The sequence below is a fragment of the Allopontixanthobacter sediminis genome, from assembly GCF_009828115.1.
Classification (GTDB): domain Bacteria; phylum Pseudomonadota; class Alphaproteobacteria; order Sphingomonadales; family Sphingomonadaceae; genus Allopontixanthobacter; species Allopontixanthobacter sediminis.
On sequence record NZ_WTYL01000002.1, the window covers coordinates 383,721 to 407,743 of the forward strand.

At 61.9% G+C, this 24,023-nt stretch carries 19 protein-coding genes; 8 read left to right on the plus strand and 11 right to left on the minus strand.

What is annotated here, in order from left to right:
- Positions 1-90: 90 nt before the first annotated feature.
- The gene (locus GRI65_RS07600) at positions 91-1,710 is read right to left on the minus strand and encodes a hypothetical protein (RefSeq protein ID WP_160755931.1); all 1,620 of its coding nucleotides are present in this window, start codon (positions 1,708-1,710) and stop codon (positions 91-93) included.
- Positions 1,711-1,899: 189 nt separating this feature from the next.
- Here GRI65_RS07600 and GRI65_RS07605 point away from each other — a divergent pair, with 189 nt between their 5' ends.
- The 3 genes from GRI65_RS07605 to GRI65_RS07615 are packed head-to-tail and all read left to right on the plus strand — an operon-like array spanning position 1,900 to position 4,761.
- Positions 1,900-3,114: a glycosyltransferase family 4 protein gene (locus GRI65_RS07605; protein ID WP_160755932.1), complete on the plus strand. Its 1,215-nt coding sequence runs from the start codon at positions 1,900-1,902 to the stop codon at positions 3,112-3,114.
- Positions 3,111-4,079 carry an ATP-grasp domain-containing protein gene (locus GRI65_RS07610; RefSeq protein ID WP_160755933.1) on the plus strand — a complete coding sequence of 323 codons (969 nt, stop codon included), beginning with the start codon at positions 3,111-3,113 and terminating at the stop codon, positions 4,077-4,079. The genes GRI65_RS07605 and GRI65_RS07610 overlap by 4 nt, the downstream gene beginning before the upstream one ends.
- Position 4,080: 1 nt before the next feature.
- On the plus strand, positions 4,081-4,761 hold the full coding sequence (locus tag GRI65_RS07615; RefSeq protein WP_160755934.1) for an HAD family hydrolase: 681 nt from the start codon (positions 4,081-4,083) through the stop codon (positions 4,759-4,761).
- Here GRI65_RS07615 and GRI65_RS07620 read toward each other — a convergent pair.
- From GRI65_RS07620 to GRI65_RS07640, 5 genes are all read right to left on the minus strand, one after another.
- On the minus strand, positions 4,754-5,317 hold the full coding sequence (locus GRI65_RS07620) for a sugar transferase (protein ID WP_232843995.1): 564 nt from the start codon (positions 5,315-5,317) through the stop codon (positions 4,754-4,756). The genes GRI65_RS07615 and GRI65_RS07620 overlap by 8 nt on opposite strands.
- A 35-nt stretch (positions 5,318-5,352) precedes the next feature.
- Positions 5,353-7,674, minus strand: coding sequence for a GumC family protein (locus tag GRI65_RS07625; protein WP_160755935.1), 2,322 nt, complete (start codon positions 7,672-7,674; stop codon positions 5,353-5,355).
- Between the two features lie 111 nt (positions 7,675-7,785).
- Positions 7,786-9,006, minus strand: coding sequence for a glycosyltransferase family 4 protein (locus GRI65_RS07630; protein WP_160755936.1), 1,221 nt, complete (start codon positions 9,004-9,006; stop codon positions 7,786-7,788).
- Positions 9,003-10,376, minus strand: a complete 1,374-nt coding sequence (locus GRI65_RS07635) for a lipopolysaccharide biosynthesis protein (RefSeq protein ID WP_160755937.1) — start codon at positions 10,374-10,376, stop codon at positions 9,003-9,005. The genes GRI65_RS07630 and GRI65_RS07635 overlap by 4 nt, the downstream gene beginning before the upstream one ends.
- A 13-nt stretch (positions 10,377-10,389) precedes the next feature.
- Complete coding sequence (locus GRI65_RS07640; protein ID WP_160755938.1) at positions 10,390-11,754, minus strand: O-antigen ligase family protein; 1,365 nt, start codon at positions 11,752-11,754, stop codon at positions 10,390-10,392.
- A gap of 153 nt (positions 11,755-11,907) precedes the next feature.
- Here GRI65_RS07640 and GRI65_RS07645 point away from each other — a divergent pair, with 153 nt between their 5' ends.
- Entirely contained in the window at positions 11,908-13,299 is a 1,392-nt protein-coding gene (locus tag GRI65_RS07645; RefSeq protein ID WP_202391221.1) for a pectate lyase family protein, read from the plus strand.
- Positions 13,289-14,443: a glycosyltransferase family 4 protein gene (locus GRI65_RS07650; RefSeq protein WP_160755939.1), complete on the plus strand. Its 1,155-nt coding sequence runs from the start codon at positions 13,289-13,291 to the stop codon at positions 14,441-14,443. Before GRI65_RS07645 ends, GRI65_RS07650 begins: the two co-directional genes overlap by 11 nt.
- Before the next feature lie 12 nt (positions 14,444-14,455).
- Here the strand turns inward: GRI65_RS07650 and GRI65_RS07655 are convergent, their stop codons facing one another.
- The 5 genes from GRI65_RS07655 to GRI65_RS07675 form a co-directional block, all read right to left on the minus strand.
- The gene (locus tag GRI65_RS07655) at positions 14,456-15,682 is read right to left on the minus strand and encodes an outer membrane beta-barrel protein (RefSeq protein WP_160755940.1); all 1,227 of its coding nucleotides are present in this window, start codon (positions 15,680-15,682) and stop codon (positions 14,456-14,458) included.
- 1 nt (position 15,683) lies between these two features.
- Positions 15,684-16,277, minus strand: coding sequence for a polysaccharide biosynthesis/export family protein (locus GRI65_RS07660; RefSeq protein WP_160755941.1), 594 nt, complete (start codon positions 16,275-16,277; stop codon positions 15,684-15,686).
- Positions 16,278-16,410: 133 nt separating this feature from the next.
- A complete protein-coding gene (locus tag GRI65_RS07665; protein WP_160755942.1) occupies positions 16,411-17,289 on the minus strand; it encodes a sulfotransferase domain-containing protein in 879 nt (292 codons plus the stop codon).
- Positions 17,286-18,470, minus strand: a complete 1,185-nt coding sequence (locus GRI65_RS07670) for a DegT/DnrJ/EryC1/StrS family aminotransferase (RefSeq protein WP_232843996.1) — start codon at positions 18,468-18,470, stop codon at positions 17,286-17,288. The genes GRI65_RS07665 and GRI65_RS07670 overlap by 4 nt, the downstream gene beginning before the upstream one ends.
- A gap of 43 nt (positions 18,471-18,513) precedes the next feature.
- The gene (locus tag GRI65_RS07675; RefSeq protein ID WP_232843997.1) at positions 18,514-20,610 is read right to left on the minus strand and encodes a polysaccharide biosynthesis protein; all 2,097 of its coding nucleotides are present in this window, start codon (positions 20,608-20,610) and stop codon (positions 18,514-18,516) included.
- A 412-nt stretch (positions 20,611-21,022) separates the two neighbouring features.
- On the opposite strand from GRI65_RS07675, the gene GRI65_RS07680 reads away from it, so the two are divergent.
- From GRI65_RS07680 to GRI65_RS07690, 3 genes are read left to right on the plus strand one after another with little or no spacing between them, the layout of a single operon-like run.
- The gene (locus GRI65_RS07680; RefSeq protein ID WP_160755944.1) at positions 21,023-22,228 is read left to right on the plus strand and encodes a glycosyltransferase family 4 protein; all 1,206 of its coding nucleotides are present in this window, start codon (positions 21,023-21,025) and stop codon (positions 22,226-22,228) included.
- A complete protein-coding gene (locus GRI65_RS07685) occupies positions 22,225-23,139 on the plus strand; it encodes a methionyl-tRNA formyltransferase (RefSeq protein WP_160755945.1) in 915 nt (304 codons plus the stop codon). The genes GRI65_RS07680 and GRI65_RS07685 overlap by 4 nt, the downstream gene beginning before the upstream one ends.
- Positions 23,136-23,822: a PIG-L deacetylase family protein gene (locus GRI65_RS07690; RefSeq protein ID WP_160755946.1), complete on the plus strand. Its 687-nt coding sequence runs from the start codon at positions 23,136-23,138 to the stop codon at positions 23,820-23,822. Before GRI65_RS07685 ends, GRI65_RS07690 begins: the two co-directional genes overlap by 4 nt.
- Positions 23,823-24,023 lie beyond the last annotated feature (201 nt).

The window sequence follows — 24,023 nt, forward strand, 5'->3', positions numbered from 1 at the left end:
AGGTTGCTTCTGCTCAAACTGTGAAAGCGCAGTGTAAGTCGGCTACTTGCCAAACCGAATTGGGCATCGGGATTAGGCGAAAACTAGCCCTTATTGGCTGTTCGGCCTTCCTTCGGGCGCGGTGTGTCTCGAAGCAGGTACGAACAGCCTGAACCGAGGTGACCCGATCGTCCGATCCACCGGGACTTCCCGCATTCCGCGCGACCGGGCGTAATCGACGAGCGTCGATTCAATGGTTTCCGACGTGTCGACGAGGATCGCGTCGGGTGGGCTCGCATCGAGGAAGCGGGTCAATTCGGCGGGGGAGGTCGTGCGGTAATATTGCCGGACGGCCTGGGTCATGTAGGGCGCGACTCGGTAGACAAACTGGCCAGCGGCGAATTCGGAGTAGATCTGCCTCCCCCCCTCGAGCGCGAGAACGGGGGACATCGTAGCGATCCGGGCGTCGGGCGCGACATTCGCGTCATCCAGCGCGGCGTTCATCACCCGGTTCGTTTTCAGCCCGGTCCAGCTGCCCGGACGGGCGAGGTCAACCAGTCCGGGTATCAGCCGTAAACTGCCTGCGATCAGCGCCGTGACAAGCAGTGCCGAGAGGATCGGATACTCCGTCCGGGGGACCCCGGGTGCAGCGGGGCATAGCGCGAGAAAGGTGAGGATCAGGAAGGGAATGGGCGGTACAAAATACTGCGGGAATGACGGCGTGGGTACGAAGGAAACGGCGACTCCGCAGAGCGCCAGTGATCCGGCGAGCAATACCGGCCAACGAAACAGGACTTGCCGCACGCCCTCCCCTCCGCCGCCACGGTAGGAGCGAAACGCGAACACCAGAATGCCTACCGCCGCCAGCATCGTGGTGCCGCCGAGCCAGACCTCTTCGGCGAGCAGCAACTTGCCGTTTATGCTCATCACCTTCGGTTCGTCCGAGTCGCCCCAGAAGCTGGTGTGCAGGACGGTGAAATAGCTTACCGTATGGGCGATTGTCGCTTCCGCATCGCGGGCAAGGGCAAGGATCGAGGGAAGCCCGCCAAGGATGCCGCCGATACCCAAAGGCAGGCATTGCAACCTGATCCGCTCCATCAGCGGCTGGCTGCGGGCGGCCAGCAAGCAGGCCAGGAACACGCCCGGGGCCATGATGATGAAATTGGCCTTGAGGCCAATCGCGATCGACGTCGTAACTCCGGCGAGGAACGCTTCGGCAAACCGGCGACGGCGGGGCAGGTCCGGGGACAGCGCCCCTAACAGGAAATAAAATGCCAGAAATGCGAACGGTATCGGCAGGAAGCTGTTGGTGGCAAGCATCCCGGGAGGCCCGAGCAAGGTAATGTTGCAGGCAAGAAGAGCCATGCTGGTAACGACAGCGAGCGTAGATGCTCCCAGACGCAGCCCGATTCGCCACAGCACCAGCAAGGCGAACGCCCAGCTCGCTATGACAACCAGTCTTGCTGACAGCAGGAAATGTTCGGTGCCGCTTGCTTCGAAGATCGCTGAGAACAGCAGCGCCAGATTGGGCAAGTGCGTGTAGCCGAGATCGCGGTAGAGATCGCCCTGCGGCAGTTGCTGCGCCGCCGTGACGAACATGTGCTCATCACGGTTGATCGGAAACGTAAGCGAGCGCCCCGCAATGCAGGCGGTGAACGCGAGCACGATCCACAGGGGAAGATGGCTGATCCACTTCGCCCGCATTTCCGGCGTCTTGCCATCTGCTCCCATTCCGGCGTCCCCTGGCTTGATGAGGACCGATGTGCGGTAACGGCTTGCCGCAAGCCAGCGCTAAGAAGGCGTAATCACATGGGGTTGGGGGCGGCATCCCATCACGCAATAGTCTCGCCGGGCCCGCCAGGCCGAATTTTCGTTCCGACCCATAACGCAGCAGGCAATGCACCTTACGGAGTAGGCCCGATGCCCACCTCCGAAGCCGCGCGTGTCTGGTATGCTGGCCTACCGGGTTTCCGGACCAGCTCCGAAGCGGAAAGCGTAATGAAGAGAATCCTGTTTGTTATTAGCGGCCTGGGGGCAGGTGGTGCAGAAAAGGTCGTTTCGCAGCTGGCGCAGCATTGGGCGGATCAGGGCAAGCAGGTGACGATCGCCTGTTTCGACAGGCCTGACGATCCGACCTATCACGACTTCCCGCAGGAGGTATCGATTCTGCGGCTGGGCCGTACGAATACGACACCGGGGTCAGGAAAATTCGCCAAGGTCGGCGACATCATTGCCCTGCGCCGGATTATCCAGCGCGAGCGGCCTGAAATTGTACTGGCCTTTCTCACCAAGAATATCCTCCTGACGCTGGTCGCCGCGCTCGGCCAGGGAGTGAGGGTCGTCTGCTGCGAGCGGAACAATCCCGAGCAGCAGCAGGCCCATTGGCTATGGAATGCGGTGCTACGGCTCGCGTACCGGCGCGCGGACATGGTCATTTGCCAGACTGCGGCCGTGACGCGCTGCATTCCTGAGGCCGTCCAAGGCCGCGTGCGGGTGATCCCGAACCCCATCGGGAAATGGCCGATTTCTTCCAAGCACACCTCACCGAAGACGATCGCCGCGGTCGGGCGGCTGACGTTCCAGAAAGGCTTCGATATCCTGATCGACAGTTTCGCCCGAATTGCCGGAGACCGCACAGCATGGCGGCTGCAGATATGGGGCGACGGGCCGGACCGCGATGCCCTGGTTGGACGAGCGCAGGAAAGCGCCGCGGCCGACCGGATCGAATTCATGGGCCTCAGTGACCGCCCCGGGTCCTGGCTACACGGCGCCGACATATTCGTGCTTCCTTCGCGTTATGAAGGATTTCCCAATGTCCTGGGGGAAGCGATGGCGGCGGGGCTGCCAGTGATCGCAGCCGGTTGTGATTTCGGCCCGGCGGAAATGATCGAGGATGGTGCGGACGGAATTCTCGTCCCGGTCGAGGACCGCACGGCGTTGGCAGCGGCCCTGGCGCGGTGCATGGATGACCCGGAACTGCGGGAGCGGTTAGGCACGGCAGCCGCGCTTTCGGCCCGCCGGTACGCGCCGCAGAACATCCTGCGCAAATGGGATCGGGCCCTGGAAGAACTGGCGGAAACCTCGCCCGCTATCGCTGACAACAAGGCTATTGCCGGACGGGAAGTCGCCAAATGAACTCGCAAAGCTACCGTCTGCTGTTCACCTCCGCCGGACGGCGCGTCGGACTGATCGATTGCTTCCGGCGGGCCGCCGGGAAACTGGATCTCGAGATCGCCGTTAGCGCCTGCGATATGAACCCCGAGATGAGCGCGGCCTGCCAACACGCCGACAGCTGCTTTGCGGTCCCGGCATGCACCGACGCCGACTATGCGGAAACCCTGCTCGACTATTGCCGGACCAACCGGATCGCCGCACTGGTGCCGACGATCGACACCGAACTGCGCGTGCTTGCAGAGCGGCGTGAAGACTTCGCGGCATCGGGCACCTATGTACATGTTTCCTCTCCGGAAGTGATCGCCCTCGTGCGGGACAAGAACGCGTGCTCCGACATTATCGAGCAGGCCGGAGTGCCGGTGCCGAAGACCGCCTTGCTGGAGGAAGTCCGCGAGGAATTGGCGTCATGGGATTGGCCGCTGTTCCTGAAGCCGGTTGCCGGCAGCGCGAGCCGGGGGATCGAGATCCTGCGAGGTCCAGCAGACCTGCGCGATACCTACCCCGAACCGATGCTGGTGCAGCATTATCTCCAGGGTCCGGAATACACGATAAGCGCCTATATCGACGGTTCCGGCGCACTGCTTTCCGTCGTCCCGCATTTGCGGATCGGAGTGCGTGCAGGAGAAGTCGAGAAGGGCCGCACGGAATACAACGCGGCGTTCGAGGAGATCACCCGCAAGCTTGTATCCGCTTTGCCCGGCCTGCGCGGAGCCATCTGCTTCCAGCTGATCGACGATGCGCGGCTGGGGCCTTGCGTGTTCGAAATCAATGCGCGTTTCGGCGGCGGCTATCCCCTCGCCGACCATGCGGGTGCCCGGTATGCTGAAAGCGTCATCCTGGAATCGCTCGGGAAGCCGGCCTGTGCCGATCAAAACTGGCGAAGCGGAACGTTGATGCTGCGCTACGATGCCGCCATTTACCGCTGAGATGATTGACCGCCCCATCCTGGTGTTCGATCTCGACGACACGCTGTATCTCGAACGGGATTTCGTCCGCAGCGGCTTCCGTGCGGTGGGAACGCATGTCGCGCAAACCGAAGGAATCGCCGGGTTTGGTGAGGCCTGCTGGGAATTGTTTGATAGCGGAACGCGAAGCAAAGTGTTCGATGCTGCGCTGGCGCGGGCCGGATTGCCGCAAGACGAAGATGGTATCGCCCGGCTGGTCGATATCTACCGCAACCACAGCCCGGAAATAGCCTTGGCAAATGATGCTGCGGCCTTCCTGTCGGGTGGCGACCGGTCCACCCGGGCAATAATCACCGACGGTCCGGAGAAGACCCAGAAAGCCAAGATCGCGAGCCTCAGGATAGGCGGGGACTTCGGCCTCATCCTGACCACGGGGTCGTGGCCGGCCGGCTACGGTAAGCCGCATATCCGCGCCTTCAGCCAGATCATGAACTGGTCGGGGGCGCCGCCGGAACAACATGTCTATATCGCGGACAATCCCGCCAAGGATTTCCTGGCTCCGCGCCAACTGGGTTGGCGCAGCATCCAGGTCAATCGGCCCGGTCGGATCCACGATCCGGTGCCGCCCGCTGCACCCTATGCGGCCGAGGCCGAGGTTGCATCCTTCGACGAATTGCCGCGGATAATCGGCGGCTTCACCTAGGCTGCGGGCCTTCCGCCGCTGCCGACACGCGCTCGCCGGCGACCATCACCAGCACTGTCCGCAGCAGGATTTTTGCATCGAGCCACACGTTGTGATGGTCGACATACCACAGGTCGAGTTCGACCTTCTGCTTGAGGGTGAGCAAGGTGTTGCCATTGACCTGCGCCCAGCCGGTCAGGCCCGGTCTTACCCTGCCCCGTTTGCGCCCGTCCCTGCCAAGGCCCTCGATCGTTTCCGGCAAGAGCGGGCGCGGGCCCACGAAGGCCATTTCGCCCCTGGCCACGTTTATCAGGCCGGGAAGTTCATCCAGCCTCGTGCGGCGAAGGAACCGGCCCGAAACGGTCACCCGTTCTTCATCCGGCAGTAATTGCCCCGCCATGTCCCGCCGGTCGTTCATCGAGCGGAACTTGACGAGAGTGAACCGATGACCGCCCTTTCCTGAACGGCGCTGGCGGAAGATTACCGGACTGCCCAACGAGAACAAGACCACCAGTGATATCGCCAGCATCAGCGGGGCAAGGAGTACCAGCAGAAGAATGGCGAGTATCCGTGACAAATCCCATTCACCCCCGGTGCCGGCCCGTCAGGCAATCATTCCATCACCGGTTCCGGCGAACGCCCGAAGAGCCGCCGGAACTGTCCGAACATCGAGCGCCGCGGAGGGGCGACATCCGAATAATAGCTGGACGATTCCATGTAATACTGGATCGGATCGCCGAGTTGCCGCCGCGCATGTTCGGCATAATCGACCTGGTCGAAGATCACTCCGTCCGTCCGTCCGCCAAGCGATTCGAGCGTGGCTTTCATCTGGTCGATCGTTGTCTTGCCCCACCGCGATACGACCACCGTATGGTCGGCAAGGTCGCACATCGCCCGGGCATCGCGAACGGCGAGCGTTGCCGGCGCGTTGATCACGATCAGGTCGAACTTTTCCCGCAATTGCAGGATCAGGGCGTTGAGCCGCGCAGCGGTCAGGATGGCTGCCGGATCGCGGACCGGACGCTTGGCACTCAGGAGAACGAGACGGCCGGTCGGCTCGACTTCGGACAGACCCCGGGGCCCTTCGATAAGCGGCCGTGCGGTGTGATCTTCCAGAATGTTATCCAGCTCGACCCGCCCATTTATGACGTCGACGATGTCGGGCGTATCCATTTCGCCCTGCAGCTTCTGGAGCAGCCCCGGCCGGCGAAGGTCGAGGTCGACCAGGATCGCCTTGTCGCCCATCGCGATCGCCGCTGCAGCCAGGCTCAGGGAGACGGTCGACTTCCCGTCACCCGGCAAGGGGGACGTGACCATGACCGTTTGCGGCTGGTAGTTGCGAGGTAAAGAACGCAATTCCGAATAGGTCGAGCGGACGGCTTCGGCGAACATGGATTGGGGGTCGCGGATCACCGGGCTGTCTTCGATGACGCCGGTAAGGTTCCCCTCGATCAGCGGCACCATACCCAGCGTCGGCAAACGGAAGAGACGGCGTATCTGCGCTGCGGTTCTCAACCGGTCATCCAGAAGGTCGATGCCAAGCGCAACCAGCGAGGCAAGCAAGGCAGATCCCAGGAACGCGGTGATCGTAAAAGTGAGCGGCTTCGGCGAAATCCGGTCGTAATTAGCGACGGCGGGTGAGACCAACATCGTATTCACCCCTTCCAGCTGCATCTGCGCCTGGATCTGCTCGATTCGCTCGGCGATCGATGCGTAGGCCGTCTCCGCGAGCAAAGCGGCACGCTCCAGTTCGGCCAACTGCACGGAATTCGCGTTGTTCTGGAACGCCTTCGAAGTAAGCGCTGCCAGCGAACCTTCGAGACGGCTGGCCCGAGCCGCGTCCTGGGCGGCCTGGCTGCGGGCCAGTTCCGCCATTTGCGCGCCATCTGCCTGGGCGACCGACTGCGCCGCGCGGACGGCTTCGTTCCGGGCATTGAGGATTGCGCCCTCGACCGTGCTCAGTTCGGCGGTGACCCGAACCATGTCGGGATGGTTGGGGCCATAGAGGGAACCGAGGCGGGCTTTTTCGGCAACCAGCTGCGCTTCCTGCTGCTGCAATTGCTGCAGCGACGCCGAAGTCGCTTGCGCCGTGCTGTGGAAGTTGGCCGCCCGGCTTACGACCGCACTGCGCGACGCCGATCCGGCGCTGTTCGCGCGGGCCGATGCGGCCTCGGCGCCGATCCGGTTGACTTGCAGCAGGTCCTCCTGACTGCCCGCGCCGACAAGCATCCGCGCATCGCGCCGGAATTCGGCCAGCTTTTCAGAGGCCAGGCGGGCTTTCTCGGCGCGGTCCTTTTGTTCGGCCCGCAGCGACGTCATCAGTTCTTCGCGGCGTTCGTTACTGTTGGTATTGCGCACGTCGCTGACCGATTCGGGGTATTGGTTGGCGATCAAGGCTGCCAGCTCGGGATTCTGCGATGTCACGGCCAGCTGGATCAGGTCCGACCCGGATTCGTTCGTCACATCGACCATTGTCAGTAATTGCGTTATCGCCATCTGACGCAATGCAGCCTTGCTGGCTTCGGGATTGCCCATTTCCTTCATGAATGCGCGATTATCCAGCAGGTCGAGGTCACGCACCACTGCGTCCGCCGACGACCGCGAGCGGTGCAGGCGAACCGCATTCGCCACTCGCTGCTCGTTACGGGAATTCACGTCGGCCTGGTTAGTCCCGACCTCGTCGATCAGCTGGACCTGGATCTGCGAGACCGAACGATACTGGTTGGGTGACAGCAGCTGATAGGCGAGGACGCCCAGTGTCACGCTGGCCACGATGAAGATAACCAGCAATTTGTGACGTTGCAGCAGACGCACCAGGTCCCGCAGCGAGAGGTGGTCGTTCGGCACCGGCGGCAGCGTATAATCCCGCAATTCCCCCAGAGCAGCCGATCGGCTGAGGTTCGCAAGTCCCGTCTGTGCTAGTTCTGCCATCATCCACCGTGATTGTTGAGGCCCGCTTCGAAATTCGAACAGATAAGCGTCGAGTGTGCTTTGACCCCACGCGGAAATCCATTGGGCAAAAGGGTGCCTGCCAGTGTCTTCGGACTAGTCCGAAATGGTAGGTGCGCCGCTTTCAACCCGGTGTTGGCCGAATGACAGGCCCAGTTCGCCAAGCGATGTCCGCAGAACCCTGCGATACAGTTCCAGATGCGCGCGCGCGCAGGCGTCGATCGAATATTGACGACTGTCCATCAAGGCACCGCGCGACAACGTGCGGTAGTGATGGGGATTTTCCGTGGCTTCGATCAGTGTCTCGGCAAGCGAGGATTCGTCGGCCGACGCGGCGAGAAGACCGCTTACTCCGTGACGGACCATGGTCAGGTTTCCGGGCACCGGAGTTGCCACAACCGGAAGCGCCATCGCCATCGCCTCGATCATCGAGATAGCCATTCCTTCGTAAAGCGAGCAATTGAACAGCACGTCGCTTTGCTCCATCAACTCCTTGATATCCTGCCGTTCGCCAAGGAAATGGACCCAATTTTCCAGCTCCAGCGCGGCGACCCGGGCGCGCAACTGCTCCAGGCCCTCGCCGCCGCCAGCGATCCGGAAGACTGGCATCCTCTCGTCCGGCAACTTGGTGCGCAGGGCGACTGCGGTATCGATCAGCAGGTCATAGTTCTTCTGGGACGAAACGGCCCCCACGGCGAGGATGCGCGGCGGGGAACGCAGGCCGTCCCTCGCGCCGCGCGCCTGGAAACACCCGCCAGCAGCGTTGCGGATCTGGTGTACCGGACGCCGGGCATGTTTGCGGTACACCGCCTCGATCTCGGGGCTGATGGCAATATACCCCGCAATTGCCACGTCGAACAGGCGGAACAGCGCAGGCGGGAAAGTCAGCCGGCTGTTGTGGTGGGTAAGGATTGCCGGCTCCGGAAGGCGCGCTGCAAGGGCCATGGGGACCGCGCGGGCGGTGTGGAAATGCCAGATGTGCGGTCGCAGCTCCTGGCGGCAGCGCGACAGGGCGCGGGCTCCGCTCAGCCAGCCCCTCTTGCGGGTCAGTCCAAGTGAACGAAACCGACCGCCGCTGCCGGTTATCCGTTCCCGCATCACCGCTTCGGTTTCGCCCGCATTGCCAAGCGTTTCCGCATCGCAAAGCGCTACGACCGTATGGTCTATTCCCGCTTGCGCGAATTTCTCCCCGAGATTGACCACTAGGTTTTCCGCGCCGCCGGTGGTGAGGGACGTCACGACCGAGCAGACACGCAGGTTCGTGTCAGTCGCGGGCATGTCATCGCCCGGTTTGAACAGAGGGTATGCAGCATTCATTCTGCGCTGCCCTCCTCTGGCTCATCCTTCGAACTTTCCTTGCCGATCCGCCGCCAGATCAGGACGTCGAACAGGATCGCCGCGAGGGCTCCACCAACGATATGGGCGACATTGGCGCCGAGGGCGCCCATCGCTGGCATCAACAGGAAGGCCGCGACAAAGAAGGCAGCGGACGAAGCGACCGAAACCAGCAATACTGCACGCGGCTTGTTCATTGCCAGCAATGCGGATCGGGACGGCGCCGAATGCATGGTAAAGGCAACCGCAACGATCTGCGCAAGCAGCAACGGGTAAATGCCTGCGTATCCTTGTCCAAACGCGAGGATGATCAGCGGCTGCCCCGCCACCAGGATCAGGACGAATACGGTAAGGCAGACCACCAGCAAGAGGAACTGCAGGCCAACGACAGCTTGGCGAAATTCGGGCGTGCTCCGCTTGGACCACAGACGGGACAGGTCCGGATAGACCACCGTCTGGATCAGGTCAGCGATCTGCTGCGCCATTTTCGCAATCCGCTTGGCAAGATTGTACAGGCCGGCCATCGCCGGACCGGCGAACGCTCCGACCAGCAACGTGTCCATCTCGTGCGTCAACGTTCGCACCATGCTGGAAAGGTTGGTTGAAAACGCGAAACCCAGGAAGCCCGGGAATTCCTTGCGAAGGCCTCGGGGACTGCTGCGCAAGGGGTTGGGAATGCCGGATTTCCCGAGCGCCCTGAACCCGCAATAAAGAAATAGCAGCGAATCAAGTATCTGCGCCGCCGTCCACACCGCTATGAAGACGATAACCCCGGCATCCGCCAGGAAACATGCCGCCGCCAGCACCAGCCGAAGCGAATTGGCAAACAGCTGAATATAGGCGAGGGTCTTGAACCGTCCGCCCAGGCGCAGCGCCGCGCTGGGCATCCCGCGGATGTTGACGGCGATGGCGCAGGCATAGATCACGATCAGCCACGAATTGTCGGAATCGAGCCCTACCAGCCCGGCGAACAACAGCCCGAATGCAATGGCGAGTGCACTGGCGGTCACGGCACTGCTAACGTCCAGCAAAAGGCCGAAAAGATACAGGCGCGCGATTTTATCCGGGGTGCCTACGTGCTCCTCCTCGGCGACAAATCGGACGAGAGGTTGCCAGGACTCGAACCGAAGCAGCCGTTCGCACACGCGGCCGATCGCCAGGATCAAGACCATCACACCGTATTGTTCCGGCTCCAGCGTGCGGGCCGCGAGCAGCGTGGCCAGCAGCATGATGGCTGCGTTCCCGGCGCTACCCGACATCAAATGCAGGACGCTTCGCCAACGGATCGTGCGCAAGCCTTCGCCGCTCAGGATCGATGCACGCAGCCTTGTGAGTGGGGACTGGGTAACCATCGCCGGTCCGGCGCTACTCGGGTGCATGCGGCGCAAGCCGCATCGATTGCAGCGCCAGCGCGGCACAAAGCATTACCGGTATGGTCCAGACCCGGGTGTACATGTGCGGAATTGCCATGGCGTAGATGATGAACACCCCGAGCACCGCGAGGCCCACGCTGCCTTCGAGCCGGTGCCGGCGGTAGGTGCCGATAAACCACGCAAGGAGGATTCCCAGCATCGCCAAGAGCCCACCGATGGAAAGCAAGCCGCCCTCGTTGGTCAGGAGCAGGAACAGATTGTGCACCGGGATCCCGTAGGAACTTACATCGCGGTAACCATCGAGGCCCACGCCGACCAGCAAATGGCTATCGGCCATTGCCCATGCTTCCCTGATCAGTTGCGAACGCTCGACGTAGGTTCCGGCCATGCTGAGATTGCCTGTGGTAATCGCGCCGCCTACCCTTTGCGCAAACGCTTCGGGCAAGGGTCCGCCAAGGAGGACGTAGCAGGCGACCGCCACCAGGACCGGCAAACCGATCCTGGCCGTGCCGCGCAGGCCGGACAACGTCACGATCACCACAAGGGCAAACATGGTTGCGGAGAAACCGGTGAAGCTGGCACTCATCAGCAGGCCCCATCCGATGGCCACCCCGCATAAAGCGGCGAACCGAACCGTAATCAACCTGCTGAGGTAGAGATACGCCAACATCGCGAACCCGAACGCGCAGGTTGCGCCATTGAGGTTCGGTTCCCCGCTCATCGCACCGATCCGGCCGTTAGGGGTGATGAACCCGTGGTCGATGGTCCAGTAGGTGTCGTGGAAATCGAAGAACTGCGCCGCGACGATCCCGATAATCTGTGACAGCGCGACCCCCAGGACGAAGGCCTTCATGCTTTGCACCAGCAAATGCCGGTCCAGGCTCATGAACAGCATCGGCACGAACACCAAGGCGAGGAAATACTGGGCCGAACCGATCAACCACCGAACCGGTTCGCCATTAGCGAGCGACCCCAAAAGCAGGCCGCCGATCATCGCGGCAAACGCGAGATACCAGACACTGCTGAGTTCACCGAGCGGCCTGACATTCAACCGCCCGCGCATCAGCAGGAACGATCCGGCCACGACCAGGCCGATGTCGGACACGGTGACATTGGTCCACCCCCAGCGCAGGACCCGCCAAGTGCTCAGGAAAACTGCGCAAATGATGATCGCATCGAACAGCCTTTGCGAGCGATATGCGGAGCCATCGCCGACGTGCGCGGTCGCGCGGTAGTCTAGTGCTCTCCCGTGACCGGGCAGGGCATTGTTTTCGGAGGTGATCGGCCGTGCCATGACCGGAATGTGCCGCGCGCCGATGGCGAAGGCAAAAGCAAGTTCGGGCAGAACCTGGCGCATAATGGGTAGCCCGGTGGGGCGCACAACTGGCGCCATCATACGAATGATATCTTGTTAAGGCCCGGGTGACTGCCGATAGTCATCTTTCCGTTCTGTAAGGGGTTTCATTGGCCACGGCGCGCCGGTGCCCAATTGACCGTCAGGGGCGAAGTCTTGAGAAACTCCCGCGCTGTAGCCTATTCCTGTTCCGTTCTGCTCGCCGCGTGTTCCTTTGCAGCGGATTCGGGTTCTCGCCAGCAAAGCGCGAAGCCGCCCGAAGTGGCCGCGCCCCCGGCAGTCGGCGCGTTTCCCGGTGCGATGGGTCATGGCGCAGCGGCGCGCGGCGGACATGGCGGCAAGATCATTCCGGTGGTTACGCTTGCGGATAGCGGCCCGGGTTCGCTGAGAGAGTGCATCGAGGCAGCCGGACCGCGCGTGTGCGTGTTCAGGACTGCCGGGACCATCCGCTTCACTTCGCGGCCGCCGGTAATTCGCAATCCCTATCTGACGATCGCCGGGCAGACTGCGCCCGGCGGGGGGATCACCCTCGCCCATGCGGGAGGGGCAGAAGGCCGGACGCCTTTGGTAATCAAGAAGACGCACGACATCATCATCCGGCACATCCGGGTTCGGCCCGATATGCCGGGCGGGGAACGCGGCGCGGAAGACGGGGTGACCATCGAAGACAGCCGGCGCGTGATCATCGACCATGTCAGCGCCAGCTGGGCGCGAGACGAACTGGTCAACGGATTTGCCGACAATGACGACATTACCATCAGCAATTCGATCTTCGCAGCCGGAACTCCCCCGCATGACAAATGCGCCTTGCTCGCCAGCGATCCCGAGGGCCCTCAGTCGGTCAGCTTCATCCGTAACATCTGTGCCCACAATGGTGACCGCAACCCGGACATAAACTTCCCGCCCGGTTCGTGCGTGGAAGTGGTCAACAATTTGTTTTACAACGCCCAGTCCGAATTTGCGGAAATCTGGGAAAGCGAAGGCGGATCGCCCGTGTCGCTGGTGGGAAATCTTTTCATTGCGGGACCCGATACGTCGCGAACCGCAACGGGAATTGTTCGCGCCGGCATCGCCGCCACCGGGGAGGGGCAGGCGTATCTGTGGGACAATGCGTTTGAAGGCGATTTCCAGCACGTTTCGCCTGCGGTGAATTCCATCCTTGTCGACCGCCCTCCATGCAAGCTGACCCATGTGCCGCAGCCCTCCAGCGAACTCCTTGCCGACTTGCTGGCAACTTCGGGCACGTGGCCACGCGATTCCTTCGACGCCGGAGTGGTCCGGGAAATCAGCCGGCGTGAGGGCCGCATCGGACGAAAGCCATCGGGGCCGGTGACCGGTCCGGCAACCGGAGTGCCCTATACCGACCGCGACGACGACGGAATGGATGATGGTTGGGAATTGCGGCACGGCGCCAATCCGGACCAGATGGACAGCTGGGCCGATGCCGATGGCAATGGTGTCGCAAACTTCGAGGATTTCCTGACATTTCGGGAAGCCTCGGCCATGCAGGACCGCCCCTCCGGCACCGGAGCCGTTGATGTCCGATGACCGGCTGACAATTTGCTTTCCGCTCATTGGCGAGATCCTCGGCGGCAGCCACGTATCCCTGAAAGGCTTGCTCGACCGGCTACCCCGGGACAAATACCGTATCCTGATCGTCTGCGACCAGAACGGCAGCCGGATCTCGCGCTTCTTCGAGGATTTCGAACAAATCCCCGACCCCGTGACCGCCCGGCGCGACTTCGTGGTGGGTCAGCCGTTCGGCTGGCGCAAGATTGCCGCTGCCATGCGCGGTTTGCCGCACAGGGCAAAACTGCTGCGCGAGCAAGGGGTGGATATCGTCCACACCAATGACGGGCAGAACCACGCCTATTGGGGGCTGGCGGCGAAGCTGGCGGGGACAGCGCATGTCTGGCATCATCGCAGCGACCCCACCGCGCGCGGCATTCGCTTCATGGCCCCGCTGCTGGCCGATCGCATCGTGGCAGTGTCGGAATTCGCCCTGCCCGCGAAGCGCTGGGGGTCGTTGCGGCACGCGCGGGTGATCCATAGTCCGTTTGACATTTCCGCGACGATTGATCGCGCTGCGGCCCGGCGCAAGCTGGTCGAAGAACTGGGGTGCCGGGAAGATGCCGTTCTGTGCGGGTACTTCGGGCTGTTTATCGACCGAAAGAAACCGCTCGATTTTATCGCCGCCGTGCGGGAACTCGGCAAACGAACCGGGAAGCCAACGTTCGGCCTGCTGTTCGGAGAGGCCGCCGACGATGCCCTCTACGTTCGCATTCTATCATCCAGCGCGGCATCGATGGAGCAGGCGAATATCAGGTTGATGGGTTTTCGCAGCCCCGGCATCGACTGGATATCGGCCTGCGACGTGCTCCTAGTTCCCGCCATCGGTGAACCGTTGGGCCGGACGCTGGTGGAAGCCATGCTGGCTGGTACGCCAGTTGTCGCAACCCGGTCCGGCGGGAATGCCGAAGCGCTCGCGCCCGATCACGGGGTGCTCGTCCCGCCGGACAACCCGGGGGAGATGGCGGAAGCTGCAGACGCCCTCCTGCGCGATCCGGTGCGATGTAGGGCAATGACCGAAAGAGCACGGGAAAATGCCGTCACACGCTTTTCTGCAGAGCGCCACGTGTCTCAGATCGAACAGGTCTACGAACAGTTGCGGACGGCGCGCAGTACCTTGTGAAACGGGCAAGGGCTAAAGCCTGATGCGAACGCCTACGCCGGCCATGAAACGATCGAACACCTCGATCGGGATGTCGCTGTCGCGGTCGCCGTAACGCACGGAAGCTATAAGCGATGCGTTCGGACCGAGGAGATATTCCGCTTCCGCGCCGAGGCGCCAGGTCTCCTGTTGCTGTGCCAACGAGAAGAAGCTCGTGCGCCGATAGCCCGCGGAAAGTCGGCCAAGCAAATTGTGGCGGATTTCCTGTTCGAGCCGCAGGCTGATGCTGCTGTCCTTGCGTGCCGAAGCGCCGCCGCGGAACGATGCAACGTCCCCCTGGAACATTTCCAGCGAGATCGCGGTGCGCCGCTGCGGCCGGTAGGTCAGCAATCCGTCGACCGAGAACCCGGTCCGCGACTGCGTTGCGGCATCATCGGGTTCGAGCTTGAACAGGCCTGCGGCAAGACGCCCTTCGATCAGCCCTTTGCCGTCCGACTGAATGCCCAGCCTTCCGCCATACGTAGTGGTGTCACGGTCCACCCCCGGGACGATTTCCTCCAGCCGGAATTCGCGCCGGTTGGTGAAAGCGGAAGCGACGATATAGAATGCTCCTCCCGGACGAATTCCAAAGGCAGCCTGGCCAGAATAGGCGTTGTAGTCACGGTCGGCATCAAGGATATCGAGCGCATCCACCTTTTGCGCACTCGCCGCCAGATTAAGCAGGAATCGCGCAGAGGTGCGGCGATACGCCAGACCTCCGGTCAAGATATCGTAGCGCCGGGGCCCCAGGCCCAGCAGCGTTCGCGCCTCCGGATCGCCGCGGTCCTCGATTGCGCGATCCCAGGACACTTCCGAACTGAGCAATTGCCCTGCCGGCAGGGCGAGCCCGGCCCGCAGCTGGACCCGGCCGCCTTCGGAATTCTCGCTGCTTTCGCTGGCGTATCTCCTTAGATCGAGCGAACCGCGCAAGCTGAGCGAGAGCGGGCCCTCCCTGCTGATCTCGGCATACGGCGCGGCGCGGAAGACCGCGTCCGATGAACCGTCAACAGGTTCGGCAAAGACGTTCGAATCGTAATCGATCCGCGCCTCGGCGCCGGCAGTCAGGCGGAAAGCTCCGAGACCGACGGCGCGGTTGGTGAATTCCGGATCGCTTGCATAGACGCTTGGTGCGGTCGACCCGACTTCCTGCGCGCTGGCCATGGCCGGCAGGACCAACGCCAGAAGGCTGCAGGCGAGCAGAGGATTGAGAAGCCTGCCCATGTCAGAACCAGCGCTCGTGAACAATGATGCGGTCTCCGGGCATGATAATCGATTCCTCCATCGCACGGGTGCGGATTTCGCGGCCATCCACGTTGCGGATTACTTCAACCACCCCTTCGGCTGCCCGGTAGGTGTACCCCCCCGCAGCCGCCACAGCCGAAAGGACTGTCATCCCTTGCCGGTAGGGTTGTTCGCCGGGCCTGTTCACCTCGCCGATCACATAGAACGGACGCAGCGCGCCGGGCTGGACCGACACGACCGGATTTTTGAGCAAGCCCCGTTTCAGATAACCATCACCGATCGCTCGCTCGATCGACCGCAGCGAAAGACCAGCTACCTGCACCTCCTGCAGCAACGGCAGTGAAATGGCGCCGCTGCCATCGATGATGTATGTGCCGTTGGCATCAGCGACATTTTGCACCGAGACACGAAGCTCATCCCCCGGCTGCAGCAAATATTCGGCCTGGTTTGCCGACGGCAGGCGGGGAAGGCTGGATATTCCGCTGGAGCAAGCCGCGAGGACACTGCAACCCAGCAATGCTGTCAGCACCCGGACGATCAAGACGCGCGTGATCAAGGATGATGTCAAACTCATTGCGATATCTCCCTGGCCGCAACGGTGTTTGCAGCCCTGTATTCCAACTGTCGGGCCATTCTCAAGGCGCCGACCCAAGTAGCGAACATCAACCTGTTGGCGCGAAAGGTCCATTGCCGCATCGGATAAGTCCTTATCCCTTACGGGTGAGTTGCAACCCATTTGAGCAATCGGGTTCCTTCCACCGGTCAAGGTTGATACCGACGAGTGATTCCAGCTTCTCGATGTCCTTGAGATAGAAGTCCCTCATCCAGCGCTCCAGTTCGGGGGCGAGTGGAGGGTACGCGATGGGCCGGGCCAGTTTATCCCGCGCGAATTCGAAAACAGGGTTCCCCCGCAGCGGCTCCACGGCTCCCTTCAGAGGCGCGAGCACCGTGCGAAGCGTGCGCGGAATGAGTCGTTCCTCACTATTGTTCTGCTTCCGTCTGGCCAATTCAGGATCGAAAACCGGCGGCACACCGATGTGGCGCGATACTTTCTCGACCACCTCCCTGCTGTTCGTGGCCAGGTCTTCAAACAGGAACATCAGCAGTGCCTCGCGCGGGAACCAATCCAGCCAACGTTTCAGGTGGCGACCGTAAAGACCGTCATTGAGGAAGCGGGGATGGGGGTTGTCGGGATTGGCGAGATAGTCGGCGGGTATCCCGGTTACTTCGCCGCGGCGGAAGAGCATCTTGTAGTCGGAATAGGCCCGGGCCACCGGATCACGCAGCAGGGCCACCAATCGGACTTCCGGCAATAACCCGGAGACACGCTCGGGCACCATCGGATCGGCAAGATAATCGGCCGATTTCTCCCCCACCAGCGCACCCGGCGGAGCTTTGGTGAAAAAACGGTGGTAGTGCTCAAGGCCGAGATCGAAGTCGCGGCTGAAAAAGTGCGGTTCGGGATCCGGCAGAAAAACCCGCGGATTGGCTTGCAACTGCGTCTGAACCCAGGTGGTCGCCCCCTTCACCGCGCCAATTACGATAAACTTGGGAACCCACGGCGCGTCATAGATCGTTCCCTTCATCCGATCCCCCTCAGGGTTTCGGCAATGCATTCCATATCCCCGCGTCCCAGCGTGTGATCAACCGGAAACATGATGGTCCGCTCGCCAACCCTTCGTGCGGTCTCGAGATCACCGTCACGGCGCGGCAGGAACGATGCGACCCCCAGTTCCCGGCTCATGTCGGGGCATGAACCGCTGCCGCAGGGAATGCCCTTTGCGATAAGGATGCCGATCATTCGGTCGCGTTCACGCGAAGGGCGGCTGATATCACCGGCGAGGGTGACGTAGTATTTGTACCAGGCGTGCTGGACGTCGGCGGGCGGCAGGGGAAGTTCCAGTGACCGATGCCCCGAAAGCATCTGGGAGAGCACCCCGGCGTTGCGGCAGCGCGCCGCGTGCCAATCCGGGAGCTTGCGCAGTTGGACCCGTCCGATAGCGGCCTGCAATTCGGTCATCCGGGCGTTGGTGCCCGGAATGTCGTGGACATAGCGGAACTGGCCCGGCCGGCCGCCGGAATCGCTCAGCTTCTGCCGGTTCTTGCCGTGATCCTTCAAAGACCACGCGCGCTCGTGGACGTCCTCGTCCCGGCACAGCAGGATCCCGCCCTCTCCCCCGGTCGACATGATCTTGTCGGTGCAGAACGAAAACGAGGCGATATCCCCGAATGTTCCAACCGAACGACCGGCAATCCGCGCACCGTGGGCTTGGGCACAATCCTCGATCAGCAACAACCCGTGAACATCGCAAACCCCGCGCAGCTTGGCCATATCGCAGGGCCAACCGGCCAGGTGTACACAAATGACCGCGCGGGTGCGGGGGCCTATCAGCCGTTCCACCGAGGCTGGATCGATGGTGTGGCTGCTTTCCTCGATATCCGCGAAAACAGGCCGTGCGCCGACCGCGAGCACACAGCTGGCGGTAGCGAAAAAGCTGCGGGCGGGAACGATGACTTCATCGCCGTGGCCAATCCCGAGCGCACGCATTCCGATTTCCAGCGTGACCGTTCCGTTCGCCATGCAGATGCCATAAGGCGCGCCGCAAAACTTCGCGAACTCTTCCGCGAAAGCGGCCGTTTCATGGCCATGGACGAGACCGTTCACCCGGCCTTCGGCAAGCACCCGTATGGCCGCTTGGATCTCATCCGCCTGGTGGGCGGGCCAGTTGCTTTTCACACCGGGTTTCAGGGCTAGATCTTGCTGCATGGTATCCTTTGGGGATATTTTCCCTGGTGGTTTCCGAGCCCGTTCATTTTGGCAACGTTTCGCCCGGCATGTCATGTTGCAGACTGAACAGGTAGGAAACTGTCGCGGCTTCCTCGCTCCGGCCGGGATAGCGGGCGATGTCGTGGGCCACCCGCTTCACTCCGTCCTCGTCGCCGTCCTCTGCCAGGCGCCGGAGATTTTCGGTCGCGCCGATGATGAGCGGCAGCGACAGGGGGCGCGAACGGGCTTCGAATATCCCCGGGATCGCGGATTCGAACTGCTCTTCGCACATGTCGAACAGTTCCTCGTACAGCTTCTCGCCCGGCCGCAAGCCGACAAATTCGATCGGCACGTCCACATCGGGTTCAAGGCCATAAAGCGTGATCATCCGTCTCGCCAGATCGACGATCCGAACCGGTTCACCCATGTCCAGCACGAAGATCGAGCCGCGCCGGGTTTGCGCCTCGAGCGCGCTGGAGCTGCTCTGAAGGATCAGCTGGACCGCTTCGCGGACGGTCATGAAGTAGCGTTCGATATCCGGATGGGTAACCGTCAGCGGATGCCCTTCCCTCAGCTGCCGTTCGAACAGGGGCAGGATAGAACCGCTCGAGCCGAGGACATTACCGAAGCGGACGGTCATGAACCGCGGTGCGTCCGGATCGTCAACGCCGCACATATCGAGCGCCTGGCAATAGAGTTCGCCCACCCGCTTGGTCGCGCCCATTACCCCGATCGGATTGACCGCCTTGTCCGTGGATATCTGGACCATCGCCTTGGCCGAATGCTCGCATACCGCATCGGCAATATTCCGCGTGCCGATGACATTTGTCAGGGCACCAGCGCAGGCGTTGCCTTCCACGATCGGGACATGTTTCAGGGCCGCGGCGTGAAAGACGATCGACGGGCGATGCCTTGCAAACAGCCTGCTGACACCAACCTGATCGCGGATATCGAGGTATTCCGCCGTGATTGGAAGCCCCGGATAAACCTCCCTCAACCGCGATTCGATGGTGTAAAGATTGAATTCGCTGTGGTCGATAAGGACCAGCCGCGCCGGCTTCAACGCGGCGATCTGCCGCGACAGTTCCGATCCGATGGTTCCGCCCGCGCCAGTAACCAGGATGGTGTTATTGGCGATCTGCCGCACGACCGAACTGTTGTCGAGATTGCATTCCGTCCGTCCAAGCAGGGCCTCGATTGGCAGCTTGCTCGGCTGCGAGCCCGAGGAGCGCTGGAGCAACTGCGCCAACGGATCGCGCACCCGGCAAACTTCGAGTCCCAGTTCACGGCATCGATGGTTGATTTGCGAGACATCGCGATTGCTGAGGTAGGTCCCGTCATCGCAAACGATGACATGCTGCGGGGCCATACCCCTTTCTGTCAGGAACTCGACTGCACTGACAATATCGTGCTGGCTCCCGAGGACTGGCACTTCGTTGATCCGTGGCAGCGTGCTCTCGCGGTGGGGAAGCAGGACCCCTGCAATCCTGACCGTGGAGTTTTCTTCCGAATTCGCGAGGTCGATCGACAGACGGGCCCACTGATACGAACCAATCAGGATGGCGGTGTGCACCGGTTCGGCGGCCGGCCGTGGGCTCTTGCGCGCCATCCGGCCAGTGCGCCGGTCGCGTCGTTCACACCAGGCGCGGCGTGCCATCCGGGTTCCCAGCATGCAGATGGTGGCGAATGCCCAATGGATGATGGCCAGCGGCACCAGTTCTGGACCCATCGTCCGCAACGGCCAAGCGGCCGATCCGACCCAGCTGATAATCAGTCCCACCGTGATTACCGAGCATAGGAAAATCGAATGGGAGAAGTTCACGAACCGCCAGCTTCGTTTGTAGAGGCCCGCAAGGACGAAGCATACGCAAGCGGTCGCGGAAAACGCCGCAATAAAGGCCAGCGAATGCACGATGTCATCCAGCAGCGGACCCTGATCGAGAAAAAATGTAAGGCCGAGCGTGAGGAAGATTGTAGCGAAATCCAGCGTCACGACCGTGCAAAAGCGGACGATCTGCCCAAGGGTTACCGTTTTCTCCAGCCCCTCCGGAACGAAACGCCTGAGCCGGGGGCCAGCAGCCCACCTTTCAGCGGTGCCCCGTGCGGGTGCGGTCCCAAAGCTATGGTTCGGCTTGTTCATCGTTCTCCGTTCGGATCCAAGATCCAGACCAAGCAACTACTTTCCCAGACGCCCGAATCTGCAAGATTGCGGACTGACGATGGAATATTCGCCCGCCAGCGGCAGCGCACGTGAGCAATCAGGCACTAGCCGGATTAGTAGGTGGCTGGCCCAAGCGAATGATACGGTCACCGAAAGGGTGTCGGGCTGTTACATTCGGAATGACCCCCGCAGAGGCTGGCGCCGCGGTGCGTGCCGGCCAAAGCCAGCCGTGTCTCTTAAGGGTGATAGACCTCTGCTGCGGTTGCCCATGTCCGGGGCAGGGGCCATCGTTTGCCGGCTTTCCATCAAGGAATGCGTTGGCGAATGACGGGACGGGAACCGATCGATGCTTCACTATGCGCATGTACCGAACGGCTAGCGGCGGCGGCGCATGAAGGTCCTCGTCCTCTCCAGCCTCGCCTATTCGCTCGTAAATTTCCGCGGCGACCTGCTGAAGGCGATGAAGGCCCACGGCCATCAGGTCATTGCCTGTGCCCCCGACCATGATCCGGCGACTCTCGAGTGGCTGAACGCCAGTGATGTGCAATTCGTCCAGACGCCGATGGACCGGACCGGGACATCACCGCTGGCGGACATCCCGCTGCTGCTCGAATATTACCGCTTGATGCGCCGTGAGAAACCGGACGTCATTCTCGCCTATACGCAAAAGCCGATCGTGTATGGCGGACTGGCCGCCCGGTTGGCGCGGGCCCGTTCCTTTTTCGCGTTGATGTCCGGGCTTGGCCATGTGTTCAGCCAGCATTCCGGTTTTCCCAGCCTGCTGCGAAAAGCGGTCTCCATCCTGTACTGCGAGGCATTGCGGCGCGCAAAGGCGACCTTCGTGTTCAACCGCGATGACCGGGTGGACATGATTGGGCATGGTATCGTTGATGGCGACCAGTGCGTTATCCAGGTGCCGGGTTCGGGTGTCTCGCTTGATCGGTTCGCACAGGAGGCGGTGCCAGCAGGCCGGCTCAACTTCCTGCTCGTCGGACGGTTGATGAAGAACAAGGGGATCATGGAATTTCTCGAGGCCTCGCGCCTTGTTCGTGCCCAAGGCGGGGATTGCAGCTTCACGATCGTGGGCCGCTGCGAAACCGAAAATCCCGAAGGTCTCGGCCAGTCGGATTGCGAGCGCCTCTCGAGCGAGTTTGACGTCGAGTTCGTGCCGGGAACGGACGATGTGCGCCCCTATCTGCGGGCTAGCTCGGTATTCGTCCTGCCATCCTATTACCGCGAAGGCCTGCCGCGCACCATTCTCGAGGCGATGGCCACCGGACGCGCCGTGATCACCACCGACATGCCCGGTTGCCGCGATCCCATCACCGAGGGATACAATGGTTTCCTGGTCCGGCCGAAAGACGCGTCCAGCCTGGCCGCAGCGATGATGCGTTTCGTGAAGGATCCGGAGCTCGCAATTTCGATGGGCCGCGCAGCGCGGCAGGTCGCGGTAACCGATTATGACGTGAATCTCGTCAACCGATTATTGCTAAACGAAATGGGTCTATATTCCTCGTCTGTCGGAACGGTTGACGAACTACGGCAAGCCGGCGACGTGCATGGCGGGCGAGCAAGGGAAGCGAAGCTATCACGATGAAATGCATCCTGGTCGGCGCCGTCGGCAGTACCGAACTGGCTTTGGAAACGATTGCGCGGTCGCCCGAGTGGTCGGTCGAACTTGTTGTAACCTTACCGTTGGATGCAGCCGGGCGGCATTCCGATTTTGTCGATATCGAGCCGCTGGCACGCCGCGCAGGGGCGGATGTCCTGCGCACGACGAATATCAACGATGCCGAGTCGCTTGCCCGGATTTCGCAAACCGAAGCTACCTTTGTTTTCGTGATCGGCTGGTCGCAGCTGTGCGGGGAAGCCTTCATGGCGCTGAAGCCCGGTTCGATCATCGGGTACCACCCCGCTCCGTTGCCGCGTCTGCGTGGACGGGCGCCGCTGGCATGGACCATCCTTCTGGAGGAGCCGATTACCGCCGGTACGCTGTTCTGGCTCGGGTCCGGGGCCGATGACGGCGACCTGATCGATCAGCAATTCTTTCACGTCGCACGGGACGAGACAGCCCGGACCCTATACAACCGCCATCAGGCCGCACTCGAGGTCTTGCTGCACCGGACGCTCGCCGTACTTGCCAGCGGCGATCGCCCGCGAATCCGGCAGGACGAGCGCTACGCCACGTGGGCGGCGAAGCGAATTCCCGATGACGGCCTGATCGACTGGCGGGACCCGGCCGAGGCAATCGACAGGTTGGTGCGCGCAGTCGGACGGCCTTACCCCGGCGCCTTTACCTGGGCTGGCGAGGAGAAACTGACGATCTGGCGCAGCAGGCTGGCCGCGGGGGACGATCAATACCATGCCGGACCGGGCCAGGTAATCTGGCGAGACGATCAGGCGTTTGCGGTGAAAACGGGGAGCGGCGTGCTGCAAATCGACGAATGGGAATGCGCTTCCGGCCGTATGCCGAGGATGCATTCGTGGTTAGGGTGCGCGCCGCGATGAACGGTTTGAATCATTTCGGCAAAGTCCTGGCCATCGCGCCCCATCCCGACGACGAGGTTCTTGGCTGCGGCGGCACTCTGGTGCGCCTCGTTGCCGAAGGACATCCCGTCACTGTCGCTGTCGCAACCACTGGGCGTCCTCCACACTTCGCCGAGGACCAGGTCCAGCGGGTGGCCGGCGAAATGCGCCGTGCGCACGCAGTCCTGGGGGTGCGCGACACGCGCCTTATCGGCCTCCCGGCCGCAGCAATGGATACCCTGCCCGCGTCGGAGACCAACGCGGCATTCGGTCAACTGATCGATGAGGTCGCCCCCGATACCCTGCTGCTACCCTTCATCGGCGATATTCATCTCGACCATCAACTGACCTTCCTGGCCGCAATGGTCGCTTCCCGTCCGCGGCACGACAAGGCACCAAGCCAGATCCTGTGTTACGAGACCCTGTCCGAGACCAATTGGTACGCTCCGCCGACCACGCCGGCCTTCGTCCCGAACGTGTTCATCGACATCGAAGCAACTCTTGACCGCAAGCTCGAAGCGTTCTCCGCGTTTGAAAGCCAGGTCAGGCCATTTCCGGAAGAACGGTCGGTCGAGGCAATCAAAGCACTCGCCAGGTTGCGCGGAGCTACCGTCCATCTGCGCGCAGCAGAAGCGTTCATGACGATCCGACAAATCCTGCGTTAGACTTTACGCTGCAGCGGCCTTCACTGATTCGTTTCAGATAGTTATGGTAGCGGTAACCCCTATTCTTATCGCATGTTAAAGGACCCGCTATGCGGTCTATGTCGGGAAAATTTATACTCTGATCCTGCAATAATAGTTCAAGGATTTGAAAAGATAGAATAGAAACATCGCCTAAATTGGCGAATTCGTTTAGAAATGCCG